Source organism: Mesorhizobium sp. WSM4823 (genome assembly GCF_055811195.1).
Map to the genome: position 1 here is coordinate 116,772 of NZ_JBVVQL010000004.1, position 20,140 is coordinate 136,911.

The window sequence follows — 20,140 nt, forward strand, 5'->3', positions numbered from 1 at the left end:
ATAGGTTTTTTCGGCCAGATTTGCACGTTTGGCCCGATTCACGTGCCCGTCTTGGCCTCACCCTTCAGCCGTTCGATCGCCATCAGCACCCGCTCTGGCGTCGCCGGTGGGTCGAGGCGCGGACAGATCCGGTGGTCGGCAACGCTCGCCACCGCATCCGACAGCGCATGCAGCACCGACATGCCGAGCGGGAAAGGCGGTTCGCCGACCGCCTTGGAGCGGTGGACCGTCGGCTCGCTTGCTTCCGGCCAGTCGGCCAGAGTCACGTTGAAGATCTTCGGCCGGTCCGAGGCGAGTGGGATCTTATAAGTCGACGGCGCGTGGGTGCGCAGCCGGCCTTTGTCGTCCCACCACAATTCCTCGGTCGTCAGCCAACCCATGCCCTGGATAAAGCCGCCCTCGACCTGGCCGAGATCGATGGCGCGATTCAGCGAGCGGCCGGTCTCGTGCAGGATGTCGGTGCGCTCGACCATATACTCGCCGGTCAGCGTGTCGACCGAGACTTCCGAGCACGAGGCGCCATAGGCGAAATAGTAGAACGGACGGCCCTCACCCTTGTCGCGGTCCCAGTGGATTTTCGGCGTCTTGTAGAAACCTGCCGCCGAAAGCTGGATGCGCGCCATGTAGGCCTGCCTGACGAGATCGGCGAAAGCGATTTCCTGATTGCCGATGCGCACCCGGTTGGGCAGGAACAGTACCTGGTCGCGCGGCACCTGGTATTTCTCAGCGGCGAAATTGGTCAGCCGCTCCTTGATCTGCCAGGCTGCGTTCTGCGCCGCCATGCCATTGAGATCGGAGCCGGACGATGCGGCGGTCGCCGAGGTGTTCGGCACCTTGCCGGTTGTCGTCGCGGTGATCTTGACCTGGTCGAGGTCGATCTGGAATTCTTCCGCCACCACCTGCGCCACCTTGACGTAGAGGCCCTGCCCCATCTCGGTGCCGCCATGGTTCAGATGCACCGACCCGTCGGTGTAGACATGCACCAGCGCACCGGCCTGGTTGTAATGCGTGGCGGTAAACGAGATGCCGAACTTGACCGGCGTCAGCGCCAGACCGCGCTTGATGAAGCGGCTGTTGGCGTTGAAGGCCTGGATGGTGCGGCGGCGGCGTGCATAGTCGGAACTCGCCTCCAGTTCAGCGACGATGCGATGGATGATGTTGTCCTCGACCGTCTGGTGATAGGGCGTGATGTTGCGATCCGAGGTGCCATAAAAATTCTGCTTACGGATTTCGAGCGGATCCTTGCCGACGGCGAAGGCGACCTCGTCGATGACACGCTCGGCGCCGACCATGCCTTGCGGACCGCCGAAGCCGCGAAAGGCGGTGTTCGACACGGTGTTGGTGTAGAGCGGCGCCGATTGCGCGTGCACTGCCGGCCAGAAATAGGTGTTGTCGCAATGAAACAACGCGCGATCGGTGACCGGGCCGGAGAGATCCGCCGAGAAGCCGCAGCGCGCCGCAAACATGAAGTCGACGCCAAGGATATTGCCCTCGTCGTCGAAGCCGACCTCATAATCGACGAGGAAGTCGTGGCGCTTGCCGGTGGCGATCATGTCGTCGTCACGGTCGGGCCGGATTTTCACCGCGCGACGGTGTTTTTTGGCGGCGATAGCGGCCAACACTGCAAATTGGTTGCCTTGCGTTTCCTTGCCGCCGAAGCCGCCGCCCATGCGGCGGATCTCGACCGTAACGGCATGGCTCGGCACGCCGAGCGCATGGCTGACCATGTGCTGGACTTCGCTCGGATGCTGGGTCGAGGAATAAATCGTGACGTCCTGATCCTCGCCGGGAATGGCCATGGCGATCTGGCCTTCCAGATAAAAATGGTCTTGGCCGCCGATGCGCATTTTTCCCTTCAGCCGGCGCGGCGCCGCTTTGATTGCTGCCGCTGCATCGCCACGCTTCAAGGTCAGCGGCGGTGTGACAAGCTTATCCTTCCCGGGATCGAGCACGCCGATGTCGGTGACGAAAGGCAATTCCTTGTATTCGACCTTGGCCAGCCTTGTGGCGCGGCGCGCCTGCTCGCGCGTTTCGGCAACGGCGCAGAAGATCGGCTGGCCGAAGAATTGCACCTTGCCGTCGGCCAGCACCGGTTCGTCGTGACGGCCGGTCGGCGAAATGTCGTTTTCGCCCGGCACGTCGCTGGCCGTCAGCACGTCGACGACGCCGGGCGCTGCGCGCACCGCCGACAGGTCCATGCTGATGATGGTGGCATGCGTGGCCGTCGAAAGCCCAAGGCAGCCATGCAGCGTGCCTGCCGGCTCCGGCATGTCGTCGATATAGACGGCGGTGCCGCGGACATGCTTGTGCGCGGAATCATGGCGCTGATCGCTGGCGACGCCGCCGGAGATTTTCTGCGCCTTGAGGTTGGGGGCGTGCTTGGTCATTCAGCTTTCCTCCCTTCTCCCCGTTCACGGGGAGAAGGTGGCCCGAAGGATCGGATGAGGGGCAGCGCTGACGTTGCCGACCTCGCAGACATCGATCGACGACGGCGCTGCCCCTCATCTGCCTGCCGGCATCTTCTCCCCGTGAACGGGGAGAAGGACGCTATTTGCGACCGTTCGGCTGTTTGTTCGCGGACGTTCATATACATCAGGCCGCCTGGTATCTTGAAACCTGGATCGGCGCCTTGGTGCCGCTGGTCTCGGCAAAGAAGCGCAGCAGCAGGTTGCGCGCCGCTAGCGCCCGGTATTCGGCCGAAGCGCGCATGTCGGTCAGCGGGGTGAAATCCCTGGCGTATTCGGCCATCGCCGTCTCGACCGTCGCCTCCGTCCAAGACCTGCCAAGCAACGCCTTTTCCACGCCGAGAGCCCGCTTGGGCGTTGCCGCCATGCCGCCATAGGCGATCCGGATATCCGCGACCGTGCCGTCCCTGGCCAGGGTCAGCAGGAACGCGCCAAGTGCTGCGGTGATGTCCTCGTCACGGCGCTTGGTGATCTTGTAGACGGCAAACTTTGTGCCTTTCGCCGGCACCGGGACATGCACGGCCTCGACGAACTCGCCCGGCTGCCGGTCCTGCTTGCCATAGGCGATGAAGAAGTCTTCGAGCGGGATCGTCCGCCGCTTGTTGCCCCGGCGCAGCGTCAGCCGCGCGCCCAAAGCGATCAGCGGCGGCGGCGTGTCGCCGATCGGGGAACCGTTGGCGATGTTGCCGCCGATCGTGCCCATATTGCGCACTTGGTCGCCGCCGATGCGGTCGAACAGCGGCCCCAGCGGGGGGATGCGCTTGGCCAGTGTCGAGAAGGCTTCGCTATAGGTGATGCCGGCTCCAATCGAGATGACGCCTTTGTCTTCGGAGATCGCGCAGAGCCCGTCGAGATTGCCGATGAAAATCGCCGGCGATATCTCGCGCATGTGCTTGGTCACCCACAGGCCGACATCGGTCGAACCGGCAATAATGGTAGCGCCCGGCTCCTTGTCGAGCACGGTGGCGAGATCGTCGGCATCGGCCGGCACCACCAGCCGCTGTTTGCCGGCGCCGATCTCGATGCGCGCACCGTCTTTCATGGCCGCAAGCTTGGCCGTGATGGCCTCGCGCTCCGCCGCCAGCGGGTCGTTCGCCGCCTTGCCGTAGCTGGAGATGGCACGCGCCGCCCGCACGATGGCTTCATAGCCGGTGCAGCGGCATAGATTGCCCTGCAGTGCCTTTTCGATGGCCGCATCCGACGGCTCCGGCGACCGCATCCACAGGGCATAGAGCGACATGACGAAGCCCGGCGTGCAGAAGCCGCATTGCGAGCCGTGGAAATCGACCATAGCTTGCTGCACCGGATGCAGCCTATCGCCGTCGCCGCGCAGATGCTCGACGGTCACGACATGCGTACCGTCGAGCGAGCCGAGGAAGCGGATGCAGGCATTGACGCTTTCGTAAACCAGCCGACCGGCCGAGAGCCTTCCGACCAGCACGGTGCAGGCGCCGCAATCGCCTTCGGCGCAGCCTTCCTTGGTGCCGCGCAGCGAGCGCTCGAGCCGCAGCCAGTCGAGCAAGGTCTCGTCGGGCGCCACGGTGGTTAGCGCAACGTTTTCGCCATTGAGGATGAAGCGTATCTCATTGCGTTCCGTGATCTTGGCCATATCTCAGCTCCCCCGGTAAGTCGAATATCCGTACGGGGAGACAAGCAGTGGCACATGATAGTGCACCGGCTCGGCCATGCCGAAGCGGATCGGCACGCTGTCAAGAAAGGCCGGTTCCGGCAGCCTCAACCCCTGCCGGCGCAAATAGTCGCCGGCAGCGAAGACCAGCTCGTATTCCCCGGTGCGGAATTGTGCGTCGGCAAGCAGCGGCGCGTCACAGCGGCCGTCGGCATTGGTGATCGCCGTCTTCAAATGCATCCGCATGTCGCCGTCGATGCGGTAGAGCTCGATGGACAGGCCCGCCGCCGGCCTGCCGGTTGCGGTATCGAGGACATGGGTCGTCAGACGTCCACCTTCGGCTTTCGACGTTTCCGCCACTGGCTGCTCCCATTCCCGGTACAGTCGAACATATTTGACGAATTGTGCGCCAATTAAAGGCGATGCATAAGTCCCGGTCGAGCGGAGTGCTGCAAAAACACTTTCAAAATTTTCGGGGGAATGCGCAAGCCGCCCTTTCGACTATCCTGATCACACCATCCGGCAGGAGTGACGATGCGTTACGAACGAGACATGCGCGGCTACGGCGCCAATCCACCGGATCCGAAATGGCCTGGCGGCGCGCATGTCGCGGTGCAGTTCGTCGTCAATTACGAGGAAGGCGGCGAGAACTGCGTTCTGCATGGCGACAAGGCTTCGGAGGCCTTCCTGTCGGAGATCGTTGGCGCCGCACCGTGGCTTGGCCAGCGCCACTGGAACATGGAATCGATCTACGAATACGGCGCGCGCGCCGGCTTCTGGCGATTGCTGCGCCTGTTCACCGAGGCTGAGGTGCCGGTGACCTGTTACGGTGTCGCCACAGCGCTGGCGCGCTCGCCTGACCAGGTCGCAGCGATGCAGGAGGCCGGCTGGGAGATCGCCTCGCACGGGCTGAGATGGATCGACTACCGCGACCATGCGCCGGAGGACGAGCGCCGCGACATGGAAGCGGCGATCCAGTTGCACTACGAGGTGACAGGCGCACGGCCGACCGGCTGGTACACCGGCCGCACGTCGATCAACACCGTGCGGCTGGCGGTGGAAGAAGGCGGCTTCGACTACGTGTCGGACACTTATGACGACGAATTGCCCTACTGGTTCGAGCATGACGGGCCGGACGGGCCGGCGAAACCGCAGCTCATCATCCCCTATACGCTCGACGCCAACGACATGCGCTTCGCCACGCCGCAGGGCTTCAACTCGGGCGACCAGTTCTTCGCCTATCTCAGGGACAGTTTCGACACGCTCTATGCCGAGGGCAAGGCAGGGCGGCCGCGCATGATGAATATCGGCCTGCACTGCCGCCTCGTCGGCCGGCCGGGCCGGGTCGCGGCGCTGAAGCGTTTTGTCGACTACGTCAAATCGCACGACAGGGTCTGGCTAGCGCGGCGCATCGACATTGCCAGGCACTGGCAAGAGACCCATCCGTTCCGGCGGCCGGCGCTGCGGCCGTCGAAGATGGAATTCGAGGCTTTCGTCCAGGCTTTCGGCAGCGTGTTCGAGCATTCGCCGTGGATCGCCGAGCGCGCCTACGAGCTGGAGCTCGGCCCGGCGCATGACAGTGCCGGCGGCCTCCACAATGCTCTGTGCCGTGTCTTTCGCGGCGCCAGCGAGGCCGAGCGGCTCTCCGTGCTCAACGCCCACCCCGACCTTGCCGGCAAATTGGCGCAGGCCAAGCGGCTGACGGCGGAATCGACGAGGGAACAGGCTTCCGCCGGGCTCGACGCGCTGACCGACAAGGAGCGCGAGTTGTTCTCCAAACTCAATGCCGCCTACGTCACGTCCTTTGGCTTTCCCTTCATCATCGCGGTGAAAGGCAAGACCAAGGCGGAAATCCTGGCGGAGTTCGAGGCGCGCAGCGGCAACAGCCACAACGTTGAATTCGACACCGCCTGCAAACAGGTCGAGCGCATCGCGCTGTTTCGCCTCAAGGACTTACTTCCGCAATAGGCTTTGGCTCCCGCAACAGGCTTTGAACTCATGGATACGATCAAGATGGCCGACCGAACCTATTACGCGCCGCATGGCGGCCACCCCGGCCAGAGCGAATTGCTGACCGGCCGCGCCGTCTTCACCGAGGCCTATGCCGTCATTCCCCGGGGCGTGATGCAGGACATCGTCACCAGCGCCTTGCCGTTCTGGGAAAAGACCCGCGTCTGGGTGCTGTCGCGCCCATTGTCCGGCTTCGCCGAGACGTTCTCGCAATATATCGTCGAGGTGGCGCCCGGCGGCGGCAGCGACCGGCCGGAACCGGATGCCGGCGCCGAGGGCGTCTTGTTCGTGGTCGAAGGCGAGCTGACCGTTTTTCTGGCTGGCGAGAAACATGTCCTGCAGCCGGGCGGCTTTGCTTTCCTGCCGCCGGCCAGCGGATGGACCGTTCGCAACGAGGGCGGCGCATCCGTTCGTTTCCACTGGATCCGGAAAGCCTACGAGGCCGTTGAGGCCATCGATACGCCGCAAGCTTTCTTCGCCAACGAACGGGACATCGCGCCAACGCCCATGCCCGGCACCGAAGGAAGATGGGCGACAACACGCTTCGTCGATCCTGAAGACATGCGCCACGACATGCATGTCACCGTCGTCACGCTCGAGCCCGGCGCGGTTATCCCCTTCGCCGAAACCCATGTCATGGAGCACGGCCTCTATGTGCTGGAAGGCAAGGCAGTCTATCGCCTCAACCAGGACTGGGTCGAGGTCGAGGCCGGCGACTATATGTGGCTGCGCGCCTTCTGCCCGCAGGCCTGCTATGCCGGCGGCCCCGGAAAATTCCGTTATCTTCTTTACAAGGACGTCAACCGCCACGCCAAGCTTGGCGGCGCCGGCGTCGCGAGACGGGTACCATGAGCCGTATCGTCGCTCGACAGCTGACCCGCGAAAATTTTGCCGAGTTCGGCGACGTCATCGATATGGGCGGCGACAATCACTACCCGATCAATGTCGGCAAGGCCGAGCGCTATCACGACCTCGCCACAGCGCAAGCGCTGGGGCCGAATGGGCGCGTGCTGATCTCCCTGGTGCGCGGCACGCCTTACGATTTTCCGCTGAAGCTCACCATGGTCGAGCGTCATCCGTTCGGCAGCCAGGCTTTCATCCCGCTGTCGCCTCGCCCGTTCCTGGTCATCGTCTGCCATGATGGCGACGCAGGTCCGGGCGAGCCGCACGCCTTCATCACCGCGCCCGGGCAAGGCGTCAACTATCCGCGCAACCTCTGGCACGGCGTGCTGACGCCGATCGGCGAGGCCCAGGATTTTCTTGTCGTCGACCGCGGCGGCGACGGCTCCAATCTGGAGGAGTGCCATTTCTCGCACGCTTACGAGATCCATCTTCCCGACGGGACCGCATGATGACCGACGTCTCGCTGATCGACCGCCTGCTCGACGTGATCGAGCATGATATCGTGCCGAAGACGGCCGAAGGCGTTGCCCACGGCAATAAGCTGTTCGGCGCGGCGATCCTGAGAAAGGACGACCGTTCGCTGGTGCTCGCCGAAACCAACAACGAGACGGAAAATCCGCTCTGGCATGGCGAGGTGCACTGCCTGAAGCGGTTCTATGAAATGCCGAAGGCCCAGCGCGTCGACACCAAGGACGCGATCTTCCTCGCTACGCACGAACCTTGCTCGCTCTGCCTGTCGGCGATCACCTGGACCGGTTTCGACAATTTCTACTATCTGTTCAGCCACGAGGATTCGCGCGACAGCTTCGCCATTCCGCATGATTTGAAGATCCTGAAGGAGGTCTTCACTCTCGACCCCGGCGGCTACAATGCCGAGAACGCCTACTGGAACAGCTTTTCGATCCGCAGACTGGTGCGGTCGCTGCCCGAGGCTGAACGCAAGCGTCTGGAAACGCGGATCGGCACAATCTCCGCGCGCTACGACGAATTGTCCAACGCTTACCAGGCGAGCAAGGCCGAGAACGACATTCCGCTGAACTGACGCGGATTGCCTAGCCCACTTTCGCCTTCTTCAGCACCTCATTTATCCTGGCCTGCCAGCCTTTGCCGGTCGCCTTGAATTTGCTGACGACATCCTGATCCAGGCGGATGGACACGACCTGCTTGGGCTTCTCCACGGCTGGCCGTCCACGCGCACGCCTGATGCTCTCGAAAAGTTCCGGAAACACTTCCGCGAAAGGCTTGGCTTGCGCCAACTGTCCGTCGGTCGCCTCCGCGTCATCGGGATCAGCAGCAATCTGTCTTTGAATCTCCGCTTCCTCCTCGTCGGTAAGCGGTCGAATATGAGATTTAGGATTGCTCATACACTGACCTTTCCTTTCGGCTGGCACGACGCATTGAGATCACCGAAATCGCTTCGGAACCCAGCGGCTTGAAAATAACGGCGAGAATAGTCTCCTTGAATTCGCCAATCGCCTTGAGCCGGCCGGCTTTGGCTGGGAGGACGGTCGCGGTTGCAAAAAACTCAATATCCAGTTTGGCAAAGTCGAGACCTCGATTTTCGAGATTCGTCACGCGCTTTGGCTCATCCCACACGATTTTCAGGCGAAACCATCCTCAGCGCGTCGGATCCAAGCTAATAAACGTAATACATAAATTAACGGGATAGCGCAAGATGGAAATCGAGCGTGGCCCCGCCAAATCGTCGTCGTGCGACACAGACCGTCGCGGGTTTGACTTCATGACGTGCGCGCTTCATGCGTCACTGACATCCTGGAGCCCGCCATGAAGACCGTCACCGAATTTCACCGCAAGGTCGTCGAATTTCCTGATATGGGCATCGTCATGCCGGATGGCTGCCGGCTGTCCGCGCGGGTGTGGATGCCGGCCGATGCCGGCGACGATCCGGTGCCGGCGATTCTCGAGCACCTGCCCTACCGCAAGCGCGACGGTACGATCTTTCGCGATCAGCTGACGCATCCCTATTTCGCCGGCCATGGCTATGCCTCGATCCGCGTCGACATGCGCGGCAATGGCGATTCCGAAGGGCTGATGGACGACGAATATTCCGAGCAGGAATTGCAGGACGCCTACGACGTAATCGCCTGGGCGGCATCCCAGCCCTGGTGCAACGGCAATGTCGGCATGATGGGTATCTCCTGGGGCGGCTTCAACTGCCTGCAGACGGCAGCCAAGCAGCCGCCGGCGCTGAAGGCCGTCATCAGCCTGTGCTCGACGGTCGACCGCTATGCCGACGACATCCACTACAAGGGCGGCTGCCTGCTGATCGAGAATTTCGGCTGGGCCTCGACCATGCTATCCTATTCGTCGCGGCCGCCGGATCCGCTGCTGGCCGGCGACAACAGATGGCGCGACCTGTGGCTGACCCGGCTGGAGAACCAGCCCTTCCTGGCGCCGCTGTGGCTGAAGCACCAGCACCGGGACGCCTATTGGAAGCGCGGTTCGATCTGCGAAGACTATTCCGCCATTAAAGCCGCCGTACTGTCGATCGGCGGCTGGCATGATGGATATCGCAATACGATTTCGCATCTCGCCGCCAACATCGAGGCGCCGGCCAAGGGCATCGTCGGCCCATGGATCCACAAATACCCGCATTACGCAGCACCGAAACCAGCGATCGGCTTCCTGCAGGAGGCCTTGCGCTGGTGGGACCGCTGGCTGAAGGAGGTCGACACCGGCGTCGAAGCCGACCCGGCCTACCGCGCCTATGTGATGGACAGTGTGCGCCCCGCGCGCTGGCATCCGGAGCGGCCGGGCCGCTGGGTCGCGGAAGCAGACTGGCCATCGCCCAACATCCAGGCTGAGGCGATCGAACTGATCCCGGAAGGGGCCAAGCCTGCAATCGTGGCTTCGCCGCAAAGCTGCGGGCTTGCCGGCGGCGAATACTTTCCCTTTACCTTCGGTCCGGAATTGCCTGGTGACCAGCGCCCCGACGATGCGCTGTCGGTGTGTTTCGACCAGCCGCCGCTCGGCGAGGCGATTGACATTGTCGGCGCGCCGGAGGTTTTGATCCGGGTCGCCTCGGATCGACCGCAGGCAAACATCGCCATCCGGCTGTGCGACGTGCATCCCGACGGCGCATCCGAATTGATCTCCTACGGCGTGCTCAACCTGACGCATCGCAACTCGCACGAATTCCCGCAAGCGCTGGTGCCGGGCGAAACCGTCGGCGCCCGGGTGGTGCTCGACCAATGCGCCTACCGCGTGCCATCAGGCCACCGCCTGCGTATTGCCGTTTCGAACGCCTATTGGCCGATGATCTGGCCATCGCCGGAACCGGCCCGGCTCGATCTGTCGGCGGCGACACTGAAGCTGCCGTTACGCCCGCTGGCGCAAGGCGACGAAGTCACGTTCCCCACCCCCGAGGCCGCCGCGCCCTGGGCAACCGAAACGGTCCGCGCTGCCAATTCCGAGCGTCGTGTCGATCGCGACGAGAAGACCGGAATCGTCACACTTTCCATCGTCGACGATTTCGGCGAGGTGCGCGATCTGGAGCATGGCCTTGCCAATGGCAGCATCGCTCGTGAGACATGGGCGATCCATCCGGACAACCCGCTGTCAGCGTCGGGCAAGACGCACTGGACGCAAACGCTGTCGCGAAATGGATGGTCGGTGCGCACCGAAACGTCAGCCGAAATACGGTCGGACGCGCAAAGCTTCATGGTTAACGCCAGAATCGAAGCCTATGAAAGCGAGAAATTGGTTTTCGAGCGGAATTTCGAGGAGAAAATCCCGCGCGCGCTGCTTTGAGCGCTTATGCGGATTGGTCCAATTGCGACGTACGATTTACGCCACAGCATGTCGCATTCGGTCTTGCTTACGACCTTCCCTTGCGGTCATTATTCTCCTCACAAGAAATGATAAAAACGACCATAAGGTCGAACCAACAGAGTGAGGAACTCAACATGTCGAACGAACTGGAATTTCTCAGCCGGCGCGTCGCGTCCGGCAAACTGAGCCGTCGTGATTTTCTCGGCCGGGCGGCAGCGCTCGGCGTCACCGCGACCTTCGCCAACTCGCTGCTTTCTAGCGCGGCGCGCGCCGCGGGCCCGGTCAAGGGCGGCACGCTGAAGGCCGGCCTGGTCGGCGGCGAGTCCACCAACAGCCTCGATCCGGCCCTGTTCATGACGCAGGTACCGTTCGCCTTCGGCAAGATGTGGGGCGAACTGATCGTCGAGCTGTCCCCGGAAGGCGATCTCGAGAACCGCATCGCCGAGGATATCGGCTCGTCCGACGACGCCAAGGTCTGGACGCTGAAGATCCGCGACGGCGTCGAATTCCACAATGGCAAGACGGTGACCGCCGAGGACGTGGCTGCCACGCTTGAACGTCATTCGGACGAGAAGTCGAAGTCGGGCGCGCTCGGCTACATGAAAGGCATTGAAAGCATCAAGGCCAGCGGCAAGGAGGTGATCCTGACGCTGAAGGAACCCAATGCCGACCTGCCCTATCTGCTCAGCGATTACCATTTGATCGTCCAGCCCAATGGCGGCAAGGACGGAGCCGATGCCGGCATCTCGGCCGGCCCCTACAAGATCACCACCAACGAGCCTGGCGTGCGCCACGGTGGTGAGCGTTTCGCCAATTACTGGCAGGCCGACAAGATGGGCCATGCCGACCAGATCGAGATCATCGTCATCAACGACGCCACCGCGCGCACGTCCGCGCTGCAGGGCGGCCAGGTCAACATGATCAACCGCGTCGAGCCGAAGATCGTCGACCTGATCAAGCGCCTGCCCGGCGTGACCATCCGCAACCATGCCGGCCCCGGCCATTACGTCTTCATCATGCATTGCAACACGGCGCCGTTCGACAACAACGACCTGCGCACCGCGCTGAAACTGGCGATCGACCGCGAGGAAATGCTCGACAAGATCCTCAGAGGCTACGGCTCGCTCGGCAACGACTTCCCGATCAACTCGGCCTATCCGCTGTTTTCCGATGACATCGAGCAGCGCAAATATGATCCCGACAAAGCCAAGTTCCACTTCAAGAAGTCTGGCCATGACGGCGCCGTCCTGCTCAGGACTTCGGATGTCGCCTTCCCCGGCGCTGTCGATGCCTCGCAGCTGTTCCAGCAAAGCGCGGCCAAGGCCGGTATCACGCTGGAAATCAAGCGCGAGCCGGGCGACGGCTATTGGTCGGAAGTCTGGAACAAGCAGCCCTTCTGCGCCTCTTACTGGGGCGGACGTTCGACGCAGGACCAGATGTATTCGACCGCCTACCTGTCGACGGCCGACTGGAACGACACGCGTTTCCTGCGTCCGGATTTTGACAAGATGGTGCTGGCGGCACGCGCCGAGCTCGACAACACCAAGCGCAAGGCGATGTATCGCGACATGGCGGTGGTCGTCCGCGACGAGGGCGGCCTGATCTTGCCGATGTTCAACCAGTTCATCGACGCGACGGGCGCCAAGGTCGCCGGCTGGGTCGACGATCCGCATCAGGAGCTGATGAACGGCTACGCTTTGGCAAAGTGCTGGCTCGAAGCCTGAGCCCGGCCTTGCGGATATGTCCTCACCCATCGTGAAACTGGTGGCCCAGCGCATTGCGCTGGGCATCCTCCTGCTGTTGGCCGTTTCGGTCCTGATCTTCGCCGGCACGCAAATCCTGCCCGGCGACGTTGCGCAAGCCATCCTCGGACAATCGGCCACACCGGAATCGCTCGCCAATCTGCGCGAGCAGCTCGGCCTCAACGATCCGGCCTTCATCCGCTATTTCCGCTGGCTCGGCGGCGTCGTGACCGGCGATCTCGGCACTGCCATGTCGAGCGGCCAGGATATTGCGACATCGATCAAAGGGCGGTTGTGGAACACGCTGTTCCTTGCCTTCTGGGCGGCCGCGGTGGCTGTGCCGCTGGCGATCATCCTTGGCCTGATTGCGGTGCGCTACCGCAATGGCTGGGTCGACAAGCTGATCTCCGGGCTGGCACTCGCCTCGACGTCGTTTCCCGAGTTCTTTATCGGCTACGTGCTCGTCTATTTCTTTGCCGTGAAATACCAAATCTTCCCTGGCATCTCGACCGTCTATGACGGAATGCCTTTCGGCGAGCGCATGCAGGCGATCATGCTGCCGGCGGCGGCACTGACGCTGGTGGTGCTCGCCCATATGATGCGCATGACGCGCGCCGCGATCCTCAACGTCATGCAGTCGGCTTATGTGGAAACCGCCGAACTCAAGGGGCTATCGGCATTCGCCGTCATCCGCAGACATGCCTTCCCCAACGCAATTGCGCCGATCATCAACGTCGTCATGCTCAACCTCGCCTACCTTATCGTCGGCGTCGTCGTGGTCGAGGTGATCTTCGTCTACCCGGGCATGGGCCAGTATCTCGTCGACCACGTCACCAAACGCGATGTGCCGGTGGTGCAGGCGGTCGGCCTGATCTTCGCCGCCGTCTATATCAGCCTGAACATCATTGCGGACATAGCGGCGATCGTCGCCAATCCGCGTCTCAGACATCCGAAATAGGGAGCGGGCATGCTCGACATAAAACGCATCCCCATCCCGGCGCTGATCGGCCTGGCGCTGACGGCATTGTTCGTGCTGGCGGCTATCTTCGCGCCGTGGATTGCGCCGTACGGCAATGGCGAGATCGTCGGCGACGTCTGGGCGCCGATGTCGGCGACGCATTGGCTGGGTACCGACAATCTCGGCCGAGATCTGCTGTCGCGCATGATCTACGGCGCCCGCATCACGTTGTTCATCGCGGTGCTGGCGACCGCGCTGTCCTTCTCGCTTGGCGCCATCCTCGGCTTCTCGGCGGCTGTTTTCGGCGGCTGGTATGACACGCTGCTTTCGCGCCTCGTCGATCTCTTGATGTCGATCCCGACGTTGATCATGGGTCTTGTCGTGCTCTCGGTGCTGCCAACCAATCTGGTGACGCTGATCCTGGTCATGGGCATTCTCGACTCGACCCGCGTCTACCGCCTGTCGCGGGCGGTCGCCGTCGATATCAACGTCATGGATTTCGTCGAGGCGGCCAAGCTGCGCGGCGAAGGCAGCGTGTGGATCATTTTCCGCGAGATCCTGCCCAACGCGTTGTCGCCGCTGGTTTCGGAACTCGGCCTGCGTTTCATCTATGCCGTTCTGTTCCTGTCGACGCTGTCCTTCCTCGGGCTCGGCGTGCAGCCGCCCAGCGCCGACTGGGGCGGCATGGTCAAGGAGAACAAGGACGGCATCGTCTTCGGCATCGCGGCGGCGCTCATCCCGGCGGCGGCGATCGCCATGCTGGCGATTTCCGTCAATCTTGTCGCCGACTGGGTGCTCAACCGCACGACAAGCCTGAAGGGAGGACGCGGGTGATGGCTGATCAGCGAGCGAAGTCCGTACTGCTCGACATCCGCAATCTGCGCATCGAGGCCACGGTGTTCCCGCCGGGCGAAGCGCCCAAGAACATCGTGCTCGTCCACGACGTCTCGCTGACGCTCGAGAAGGGCAAGGTGCTCGGCCTGATCGGCGAGTCCGGCGCCGGCAAGTCGACCATCGGCCTGTCGTCGATGGGCTATGGCCGCGGCGGCGTCCGCATCACCGGCGGCGAGGTTATCCTCAACGGCCGCGACATCCTCAAGGGCGGCAAAGAGGGTTTTCGCAAGCTGCGCGGCCGCGAAGTCTGCTATGTCGCGCAATCGGCGGCGGCGGCGTTCAACCCGGCGCACAGACTGATGGACCAGGTGGTTGAGGCGACGCTGCTGCACGGCACGGCGACACGGGCTGCGGCCGAAAAACGCGCCGTCGCACTGTTCAAGAAGCTCAGCCTGCCGAACCCCGAAAGCATCGGCGAGCGCTTTCCGCACCAGGTGTCGGGCGGTCAGCTGCAGCGTGTGATGACGGCGATGGCGCTGTGCTCCGAGCCCGACCTGATCGTCTTCGACGAGCCGACCACGGCGCTCGACGTGACGACGCAGATCGACGTGCTGGCGGCGATCAAGGACGCCATCCGCGACACGCATGTGGCGGCGCTCTACATCACCCACGACCTTGCCGTCGTCGCCCAGGTTTCGGACGAGATCATGGTGCTGCGCCACGGCCGGCTGGTCGAATGGGGCGGCACCCGTCAGATCATCAAGGAACCGCGCCAGGAATACACCAACGCGCTGGTCTCGGTGCATGAGATCGAGCACCAGGAACAGAAGCCCGGCACGAGCCCGTTCCTGTCGGTCAAGAACATCACCGCCGCCTATGGCCGCAGCCACATCAAGGTGCTGAAGAACGTCTCGGTCGACATCTATCCGGGCCAGACGCTGGCAGTGGTCGGCGAGTCCGGCTCGGGCAAGTCGACGCTGGCGCGCGCCATCACCGGCCTTCTGCCGCCCGAACAGGGCACCGTCACCTTCGACGGACGTCCACTCGCCAACCGGCTTGCCGACCGGCCGAAAGAGGATCTGCGCCAGTTGCAGATGATCTACCAGATGGCCGACGTCGCGATGAACCCGCGCCAGACCGTCGGCACCATCATTGGCCGGCCGCTCGAATTCTATTTTGGTATGCGCGGTCGCGAGCGCGACCGGCGCGTCGCCGAACTGCTCGACAAAATCGAAATGGGCAAGGGCTTCATCGACCGTTACCCGGCCGAGCTTTCCGGCGGCCAGAAGCAGCGCGTCTGCATCGCCCGCTCGCTCGCCGCCAAGCCGAAGCTGATCATCTGCGACGAGGTCACCTCGGCGCTCGACCCGCTGGTGGCCCACGGCATTCTCAAGCTTTTGCTCGAGTTGCAGAAGGAGGAAAACGTCGCCTATCTGTTCATTACCCACGATCTCGCGACGGTGAAGTCGATCGCCGATTCGATCGCGGTGATGTATCGCGGCGAAGTGGTGCGCTACGGCGCTAAAAGCCAGGTGCTGGCGCCACCTTTCGATGCCTATACCGACCTTCTTTTGTCCTCGGTCCCCGAGATGGAGATCGGCTGGCTGGAAAAGGCGATCAAGGGCCGGCGTATGGCCAGCGCGGGGAATTAGCGCGCAACGATCCGTCTATGCCCGGTGCGACGCTGGCACGCGCGCGCCCCTTCCTTCTCCCCTTGTGAGGCGCCTACGTCTTCGTCACCGCGCCCGCCGTCGAGATGGCTGCGCCGAGCGGCGCCGGCTCGGATGTGGTCACCGGCAAGAGTCGACCTCGGCCGTTCAGTTACCTCTAACCCGGTGCACCGGCGACCGATGCCCTGATCACCAGATCGACCGGCCAGACTTCGCCGCGGGTGCCCTCCTCCAATCCGGAAATCCGCGCCGCAAGGCGCTCGGCGACGCGCGCGCCGGCCAAACGGATCGACGAACGCGTCGTCGACAATGGCACCGAAAAATTCTCCGGCTTCAGCCAGGGGAAAACGTCGTCATGGGCGATCAGCGACAGGTCGCCCGGAATGGTCAGGCCGAGATCGCGCACCGCGCGCACGACGCCGAGCGCCATGATCAGGCTGGAGCATGCGATCGCGGTCGGCGCGTCGCTTTGCTCGAGCAACCGCCTGGCCGCGCGGTAGCCGTTCTCCTCGGTCATGGCGAGGGAACAGACATGGCCTTCGCCAAGCAGCAGACCGCTCGCCGCCAGCGCCCGGCGCACGCCACGCTCACGGTGAATGGCGAAAGTCTCGCGATCGTCGCCGTTGATCAGCGCCAGCCGCCGGTGGCCGAGCTGGACGAGCAGCCGTGCCGCCTCGTGGAAGGCGCCCTCATTGTCGATGTCGGTGAAGGGGTAGTCGAAATCGAGCCCTTCGCTGCGGCCATGGACGATGAAGGGGATGCCGAGCGTGTTGACCAGCGCCACCCGCCGGTCGGCCGGCCTCGGCGACGAGATATAGACGGCGTCGACCTGCCGGTTGGCGACGATGCGCCGGTAGGTCGTCTCCTGGTCGTCGGCATCGGCCGGGGACAGCACCAGGTCGAGTTCGTGCGAACGGGCGTAGTCCCCGAGACCGGACAGGAATTCGACGAAATGCGGATCGATGTCGACTGCCGCCCCGGTCGGCAAGACATAGCCGATCATCCCGGTCTTGCCGGTGGCCAGCCGGCGCGCGCTCGGGTTGGGGCGGTAGCCGTGGCGCTTGGCGGCGTCGATCACCCGCCGGCGCGTTTCCTCGTTGACTTCCGGGTAGCCGTTCAGCGCGCGGCTTACCGTTGTCTGCGAAAGCGCCAGCATATGCGAGAGCTGTTTGAGGTTCATGGAGGCCTCCAAGCCCCAAAGCGCTTTAAATGTGCGTCGATCACCCGCGACGAGCAACGCTGAGCGATGCAAAGACCATAAGCACCGTTTCCGCCTGGTTTGAAGCAGAATTTACTGCTGCACCCCCAAAAAGCGTGTGCAGCGCACTTTATTTACTCCTAAATCGCGGAAACTAAATCGATTAGGCTACCTCTCTCTTGACTTCTGATCGATTCAGTGGCCCCATCGGAAAGACCAAAACGCTTTGGAAGACTCTTCGAAAGGTTGCGGTTCCTTTCCGACTGAGTCACAGTCCCGCAGCGTCGGCGGACGGAATGGAGGTTCCGTCCGGTGTTTGTCACCACTGGGAGGGAATACCGATGACGAAAATGCTTCTGCTGGGCGCCGCTTTTGTCACGCTCGCCCTAGGCGCGCCGGCGCAAGCCGAACTGAAGTTCAAGCCGGGCGAGGATCCCCGCTTCAACTGGGCGAATTACGAAGAGCTCAAGAAGGTCGACCTCAAGGGCGAGACGCTGTCGATCTTCGGCCCCTGGCGCGGCGAGGACGAAGGCCTCATCCGCACCGTTCTAGACTATTTCTCGGAGGCAACGGGCGCCGAGATCAAATACTCCTCGTCGGAAAATTACGAACAGCAGATCGTCATCGACACGCAGGCCGGCAGCCCGCCCAACATTGCCGTGCTGCCGCAGCCGGGCCTGATCCAGGACCTGGCGTCCAAGGGCCTGCTGACGCCGCTCGGCGACGACACCGCCAACTGGATCAAGGACAATTACGGCGCCGGCCAGTCATGGGTCGATCTCGGCACCTTCAACGACAAGGACGGCAAGCCGGGCTTCTTCGCCTTCCCCTACAAGGCCGACGTGAAATCGCTGGTCTGGTACTCGCCGGACAATTTCGAGGAAGCCGACTACGAGGTGCCGAAGACGCAGGAAGAGCTCGCCGAGCTCGAAAAGCAGATCATCGCCGACGGCGGCACGCCATGGTGCATCGGGCTCGGTTCGGGCGGCGCCACCGGTTGGCCGGCGACCGACTGGGTCGAGGACATCATGCTGCGCACCCAGACGCCCGAGACCTACGACAAGTGGGTGAAGAACGAGATCCCGTTCAACGACCCCGCAGTGGTCAACGCCATCGATATTTTCGGCAAGATCGCGACCGACGACAAGATGGTCGACGGCGGCGCCAAGGCGGTGGCGGCGACCGACTTCCGCGACAGCCCGAAAGGCCTCTTCTCGGTACCGCCGAAATGCTACTTGCATCACCAGGCGTCGTTCATCCCGACCTTCTTCCCGGAAGGCACTGAGGTCGGCCAGGATGCCGACTTCTTCTACTTCCCACCTTACGCGTCCAAGCCCGACCTCGGCACCCCAGTGCTCGGCGCCGGCACGCTGGCCATGATCACTAAAGATAGCAAGAGTGCCCGCGCGTTCATCGAATTCCTGAAGATGCCGCTCGCCCATGAGATTTGGATGGCCCAAGGTGGCTTCGTGACGCCGTTCAAATCGGTCAACAAGGACGCCTATGCCAGCGACGCGCTGAAGAAGCAGGGCGAAATCCTTGCCGAAGCCTCGACCTTCCGCTTCGACGGGTCCGACCTGATGCCGGGCAAGATCGGCGCCGGCGCCTTCTGGACCGGCATGATCGATCTCGTCGGCGGCAAGTCCGCCCAGGATGTCGCCACCGACATCCAGAAGAGCTGGGACGCGATCAAGTAGGCGGCCCTCGGACTACCGATCCTGAATGGATCCGGGCCTCAAGGGCCCGGATCCGACCGGCGGCCCGCGCCGCACCTATTGTCACGAGTACAAAGACATTCCAGCTTGGAGTGCGATCAGCAATGGTGGAAACCGGTTTGCGTTCGATCGCTCTCAACAACTGAATCGGCCCATGATCCCGTCGCCAAAGCCATTCTCGACTGGCGGATCATGCGCAGAGGGAGGGACCCGTGGCGGCTCAGATTTTCTCGGCCATAACAGTCATCATCATCGGCGTCGGCGGCTGCGTCGCCTATTTCTGGGGCGCCAACAAACTTGTGGACGTCATCTTCCCGTCGCGCGGCGTCAAGGGTGCGGCAGCCATCGACAATCTGCGCCGGCAAGGACTGATCCGTCCGTGGCTGTTCGTCGGCCCGGCCATGATCATCCTCACCATCTACCTGATCTACCCGGTGGTGGAGACGCTCAGGCTGTCATTCCTCGATCGCGGCGGCGCCAATTTCGTCGGCTTCGCCAACTATGAATGGGCGTTCGGCGACCGCGAGTTCCGCACCTCCATCCTCAACAACATCATCTGGTTGGCGGTCGTACCCGCTGCCTGCACCTTCCTCGGGTTGATCATCGCCGTCCTGACCGACAAGATCTGGTGGGGCACCATCGCCAAGAGCCTCATCTTCCTGCCGCTGGCCATCTCCTTCGTCGGCGCCAGCGTCATCTGGAAATTCATCTATGAGTATAGAGGCGCCGGTCAGACGCAGATCGGACTGCTCAACGCCATCATCCAGTATTTCGGCGGCCAGCCGCAGGTCTGGATATCGCTGCCGTTCTGGAACAATTTCTTCCTGATGGTCATCCTGATCTGGATCCAGACCGGCTTTGCCATGGTCATCCTGTCCTCTGCCTTGCGCGGCATTCCCGAGGAGACACTCGAAGCGGCCGTCATCGACGGCGCCAATCCGTTCCAGATTTTCTGGAAGATCATGGTGCCGCAGATCTGGGGCACCATCGCCGTCGTCTGGACCACCATCACCATCCTGGTGCTGAAGGTTTTCGACATCGTGCTGACGATGACCAATGGCCAGTGGAACAGCCAGGTGCTGGCCAATCTGATGTTCGACTGGATGTTCCGCGGCGGCGGCGATTTCGGCCGCGGTGCGACCATTGCCATCATCATCATGATCGCGGTCATTCCGATCATGGTCTGGAACATCCGCCAGGCCAACAAAGAGACGGGAGGACATTGA

The 20,140-nt window shown here is 62.8% G+C and carries 17 protein-coding genes; 11 read left to right on the forward strand and 6 right to left on the reverse strand.

The window, feature by feature from the left end:
* Positions 1-38 precede the first annotated feature (38 nt).
* From xdhB to uraH, 3 genes are all read right to left on the reverse strand, one after another.
* Positions 39-2,387: a xanthine dehydrogenase molybdopterin binding subunit gene (gene xdhB / locus AC0L26_RS12530; protein WP_473632807.1), complete on the reverse strand. Its 2,349-nt coding sequence runs from the start codon at positions 2,385-2,387 to the stop codon at positions 39-41.
* Between the two features lie 205 nt (positions 2,388-2,592).
* Complete coding sequence (gene xdhA, locus AC0L26_RS12535) at positions 2,593-4,074, reverse strand: xanthine dehydrogenase small subunit (RefSeq protein WP_473632808.1); 1,482 nt, start codon at positions 4,072-4,074, stop codon at positions 2,593-2,595.
* 3 nt (positions 4,075-4,077) lie between these two features.
* Positions 4,078-4,452, reverse strand: coding sequence for a hydroxyisourate hydrolase (gene uraH / locus AC0L26_RS12540; RefSeq protein WP_473632809.1), 375 nt, complete (start codon positions 4,450-4,452; stop codon positions 4,078-4,080).
* Between the two features lie 174 nt (positions 4,453-4,626).
* On the opposite strand from uraH, the gene puuE reads away from it, so the two are divergent.
* From puuE to AC0L26_RS12560, 4 genes are read left to right on the forward strand one after another with little or no spacing between them, the layout of a single operon-like run.
* Positions 4,627-6,060 (forward strand): allantoinase PuuE, encoded by a 1,434-nt coding sequence (puuE, locus tag AC0L26_RS12545; RefSeq protein ID WP_473632810.1) that lies wholly within the window; start codon positions 4,627-4,629, stop codon positions 6,058-6,060.
* A gap of 30 nt (positions 6,061-6,090) precedes the next feature.
* The gene (locus tag AC0L26_RS12550) at positions 6,091-6,954 is read left to right on the forward strand and encodes a bifunctional allantoicase/(S)-ureidoglycine aminohydrolase (protein ID WP_473632811.1); all 864 of its coding nucleotides are present in this window, start codon (positions 6,091-6,093) and stop codon (positions 6,952-6,954) included.
* On the forward strand, positions 6,951-7,454 hold the full coding sequence (locus AC0L26_RS12555) for an ureidoglycolate lyase (RefSeq protein WP_473632812.1): 504 nt from the start codon (positions 6,951-6,953) through the stop codon (positions 7,452-7,454). The genes AC0L26_RS12550 and AC0L26_RS12555 overlap by 4 nt, the downstream gene beginning before the upstream one ends.
* Positions 7,454-8,047 (forward strand): nucleoside deaminase, encoded by a 594-nt coding sequence (locus tag AC0L26_RS12560; RefSeq protein ID WP_473632813.1) that lies wholly within the window; start codon positions 7,454-7,456, stop codon positions 8,045-8,047. Before AC0L26_RS12555 ends, AC0L26_RS12560 begins: the two co-directional genes overlap by 1 nt.
* A 10-nt stretch (positions 8,048-8,057) precedes the next feature.
* Here AC0L26_RS12560 and AC0L26_RS12565 read toward each other — a convergent pair whose 3' ends face one another.
* Positions 8,058-8,369: a BrnA antitoxin family protein gene (locus tag AC0L26_RS12565; RefSeq protein WP_473632814.1), complete on the reverse strand. Its 312-nt coding sequence runs from the start codon at positions 8,367-8,369 to the stop codon at positions 8,058-8,060.
* Complete coding sequence (locus tag AC0L26_RS12570) at positions 8,356-8,610, reverse strand: BrnT family toxin (protein WP_473633199.1); 255 nt, start codon at positions 8,608-8,610, stop codon at positions 8,356-8,358. The genes AC0L26_RS12565 and AC0L26_RS12570 overlap by 14 nt, the downstream gene beginning before the upstream one ends.
* A 180-nt stretch (positions 8,611-8,790) precedes the next feature.
* On the opposite strand from AC0L26_RS12570, the gene AC0L26_RS12575 reads away from it, so the two are divergent.
* The 5 genes from AC0L26_RS12575 to AC0L26_RS12595 all read left to right on the forward strand — a co-directional run bounded on the left by AC0L26_RS12575 (position 8,791) and on the right by AC0L26_RS12595 (position 15,983).
* A complete protein-coding gene (locus AC0L26_RS12575) occupies positions 8,791-10,776 on the forward strand; it encodes a CocE/NonD family hydrolase (RefSeq protein WP_473632815.1) in 1,986 nt (661 codons plus the stop codon).
* Between the two features lie 155 nt (positions 10,777-10,931).
* Positions 10,932-12,521, forward strand: a complete 1,590-nt coding sequence (locus AC0L26_RS12580) for an ABC transporter substrate-binding protein (protein ID WP_473632816.1) — start codon at positions 10,932-10,934, stop codon at positions 12,519-12,521.
* Between the two features lie 16 nt (positions 12,522-12,537).
* Entirely contained in the window at positions 12,538-13,497 is a 960-nt protein-coding gene (locus tag AC0L26_RS12585; RefSeq protein WP_352926619.1) for an ABC transporter permease, read from the forward strand.
* 9 nt (positions 13,498-13,506) lie between these two features.
* Positions 13,507-14,331 carry an ABC transporter permease gene (locus AC0L26_RS12590; protein WP_473632817.1) on the forward strand — a complete coding sequence of 275 codons (825 nt, stop codon included), beginning with the start codon at positions 13,507-13,509 and terminating at the stop codon, positions 14,329-14,331.
* Complete coding sequence (locus AC0L26_RS12595) at positions 14,331-15,983, forward strand: ABC transporter ATP-binding protein (RefSeq protein WP_473632818.1); 1,653 nt, start codon at positions 14,331-14,333, stop codon at positions 15,981-15,983. The genes AC0L26_RS12590 and AC0L26_RS12595 overlap by 1 nt, the downstream gene beginning before the upstream one ends.
* A gap of 175 nt (positions 15,984-16,158) precedes the next feature.
* Here the strand turns inward: AC0L26_RS12595 and AC0L26_RS12600 are convergent, their stop codons facing one another.
* Entirely contained in the window at positions 16,159-17,181 is a 1,023-nt protein-coding gene (locus AC0L26_RS12600; RefSeq protein WP_473632819.1) for a substrate-binding domain-containing protein, read from the reverse strand.
* Positions 17,182-17,540: 359 nt separating this feature from the next.
* Between AC0L26_RS12600 and AC0L26_RS12605 the strand changes: the two genes are divergently transcribed.
* Complete coding sequence (locus AC0L26_RS12605; RefSeq protein ID WP_473632820.1) at positions 17,541-18,896, forward strand: ABC transporter substrate-binding protein; 1,356 nt, start codon at positions 17,541-17,543, stop codon at positions 18,894-18,896.
* Positions 18,897-19,126: 230 nt separating this feature from the next.
* A complete protein-coding gene (locus AC0L26_RS12610; protein ID WP_352926632.1) occupies positions 19,127-20,140 on the forward strand; it encodes a carbohydrate ABC transporter permease in 1,014 nt (337 codons plus the stop codon).

Bases quoted from the DNA above. Each gene is read 5' to 3' on its own strand.
- xdhB (WP_473632807.1), bottom strand. From the start codon at position 2,387: ATGACCAAGCACGCCCCCAACCTCAAGGCGCAGAAAATCTCCGGCGGC.
- xdhA (WP_473632808.1), bottom strand. From the start codon at position 4,074: ATGGCCAAGATCACGGAACGCAATGAGATACGCTTCATCCTCAATGGC.
- puuE (WP_473632810.1), top strand. From the start codon at position 4,627: ATGCGTTACGAACGAGACATGCGCGGCTACGGCGCCAATCCACCGGAT.
- AC0L26_RS12550 (WP_473632811.1), top strand. From the start codon at position 6,091: ATGGATACGATCAAGATGGCCGACCGAACCTATTACGCGCCGCATGGC.
- AC0L26_RS12555 (WP_473632812.1), top strand. From the start codon at position 6,951: ATGAGCCGTATCGTCGCTCGACAGCTGACCCGCGAAAATTTTGCCGAG.
- AC0L26_RS12560 (WP_473632813.1), top strand. From the start codon at position 7,454: ATGACCGACGTCTCGCTGATCGACCGCCTGCTCGACGTGATCGAGCAT.
- AC0L26_RS12565 (WP_473632814.1), bottom strand. From the start codon at position 8,369: ATGAGCAATCCTAAATCTCATATTCGACCGCTTACCGACGAGGAGGAA.
- AC0L26_RS12575 (WP_473632815.1), top strand. From the start codon at position 8,791: ATGAAGACCGTCACCGAATTTCACCGCAAGGTCGTCGAATTTCCTGAT.
- AC0L26_RS12580 (WP_473632816.1), top strand. From the start codon at position 10,932: ATGTCGAACGAACTGGAATTTCTCAGCCGGCGCGTCGCGTCCGGCAAA.
- AC0L26_RS12585 (WP_352926619.1), top strand. From the start codon at position 12,538: ATGTCCTCACCCATCGTGAAACTGGTGGCCCAGCGCATTGCGCTGGGC.
- AC0L26_RS12590 (WP_473632817.1), top strand. From the start codon at position 13,507: ATGCTCGACATAAAACGCATCCCCATCCCGGCGCTGATCGGCCTGGCG.
- AC0L26_RS12595 (WP_473632818.1), top strand. From the start codon at position 14,331: ATGGCTGATCAGCGAGCGAAGTCCGTACTGCTCGACATCCGCAATCTG.
- AC0L26_RS12600 (WP_473632819.1), bottom strand. From the start codon at position 17,181: ATGAACCTCAAACAGCTCTCGCATATGCTGGCGCTTTCGCAGACAACG.
- AC0L26_RS12605 (WP_473632820.1), top strand. From the start codon at position 17,541: ATGACGAAAATGCTTCTGCTGGGCGCCGCTTTTGTCACGCTCGCCCTA.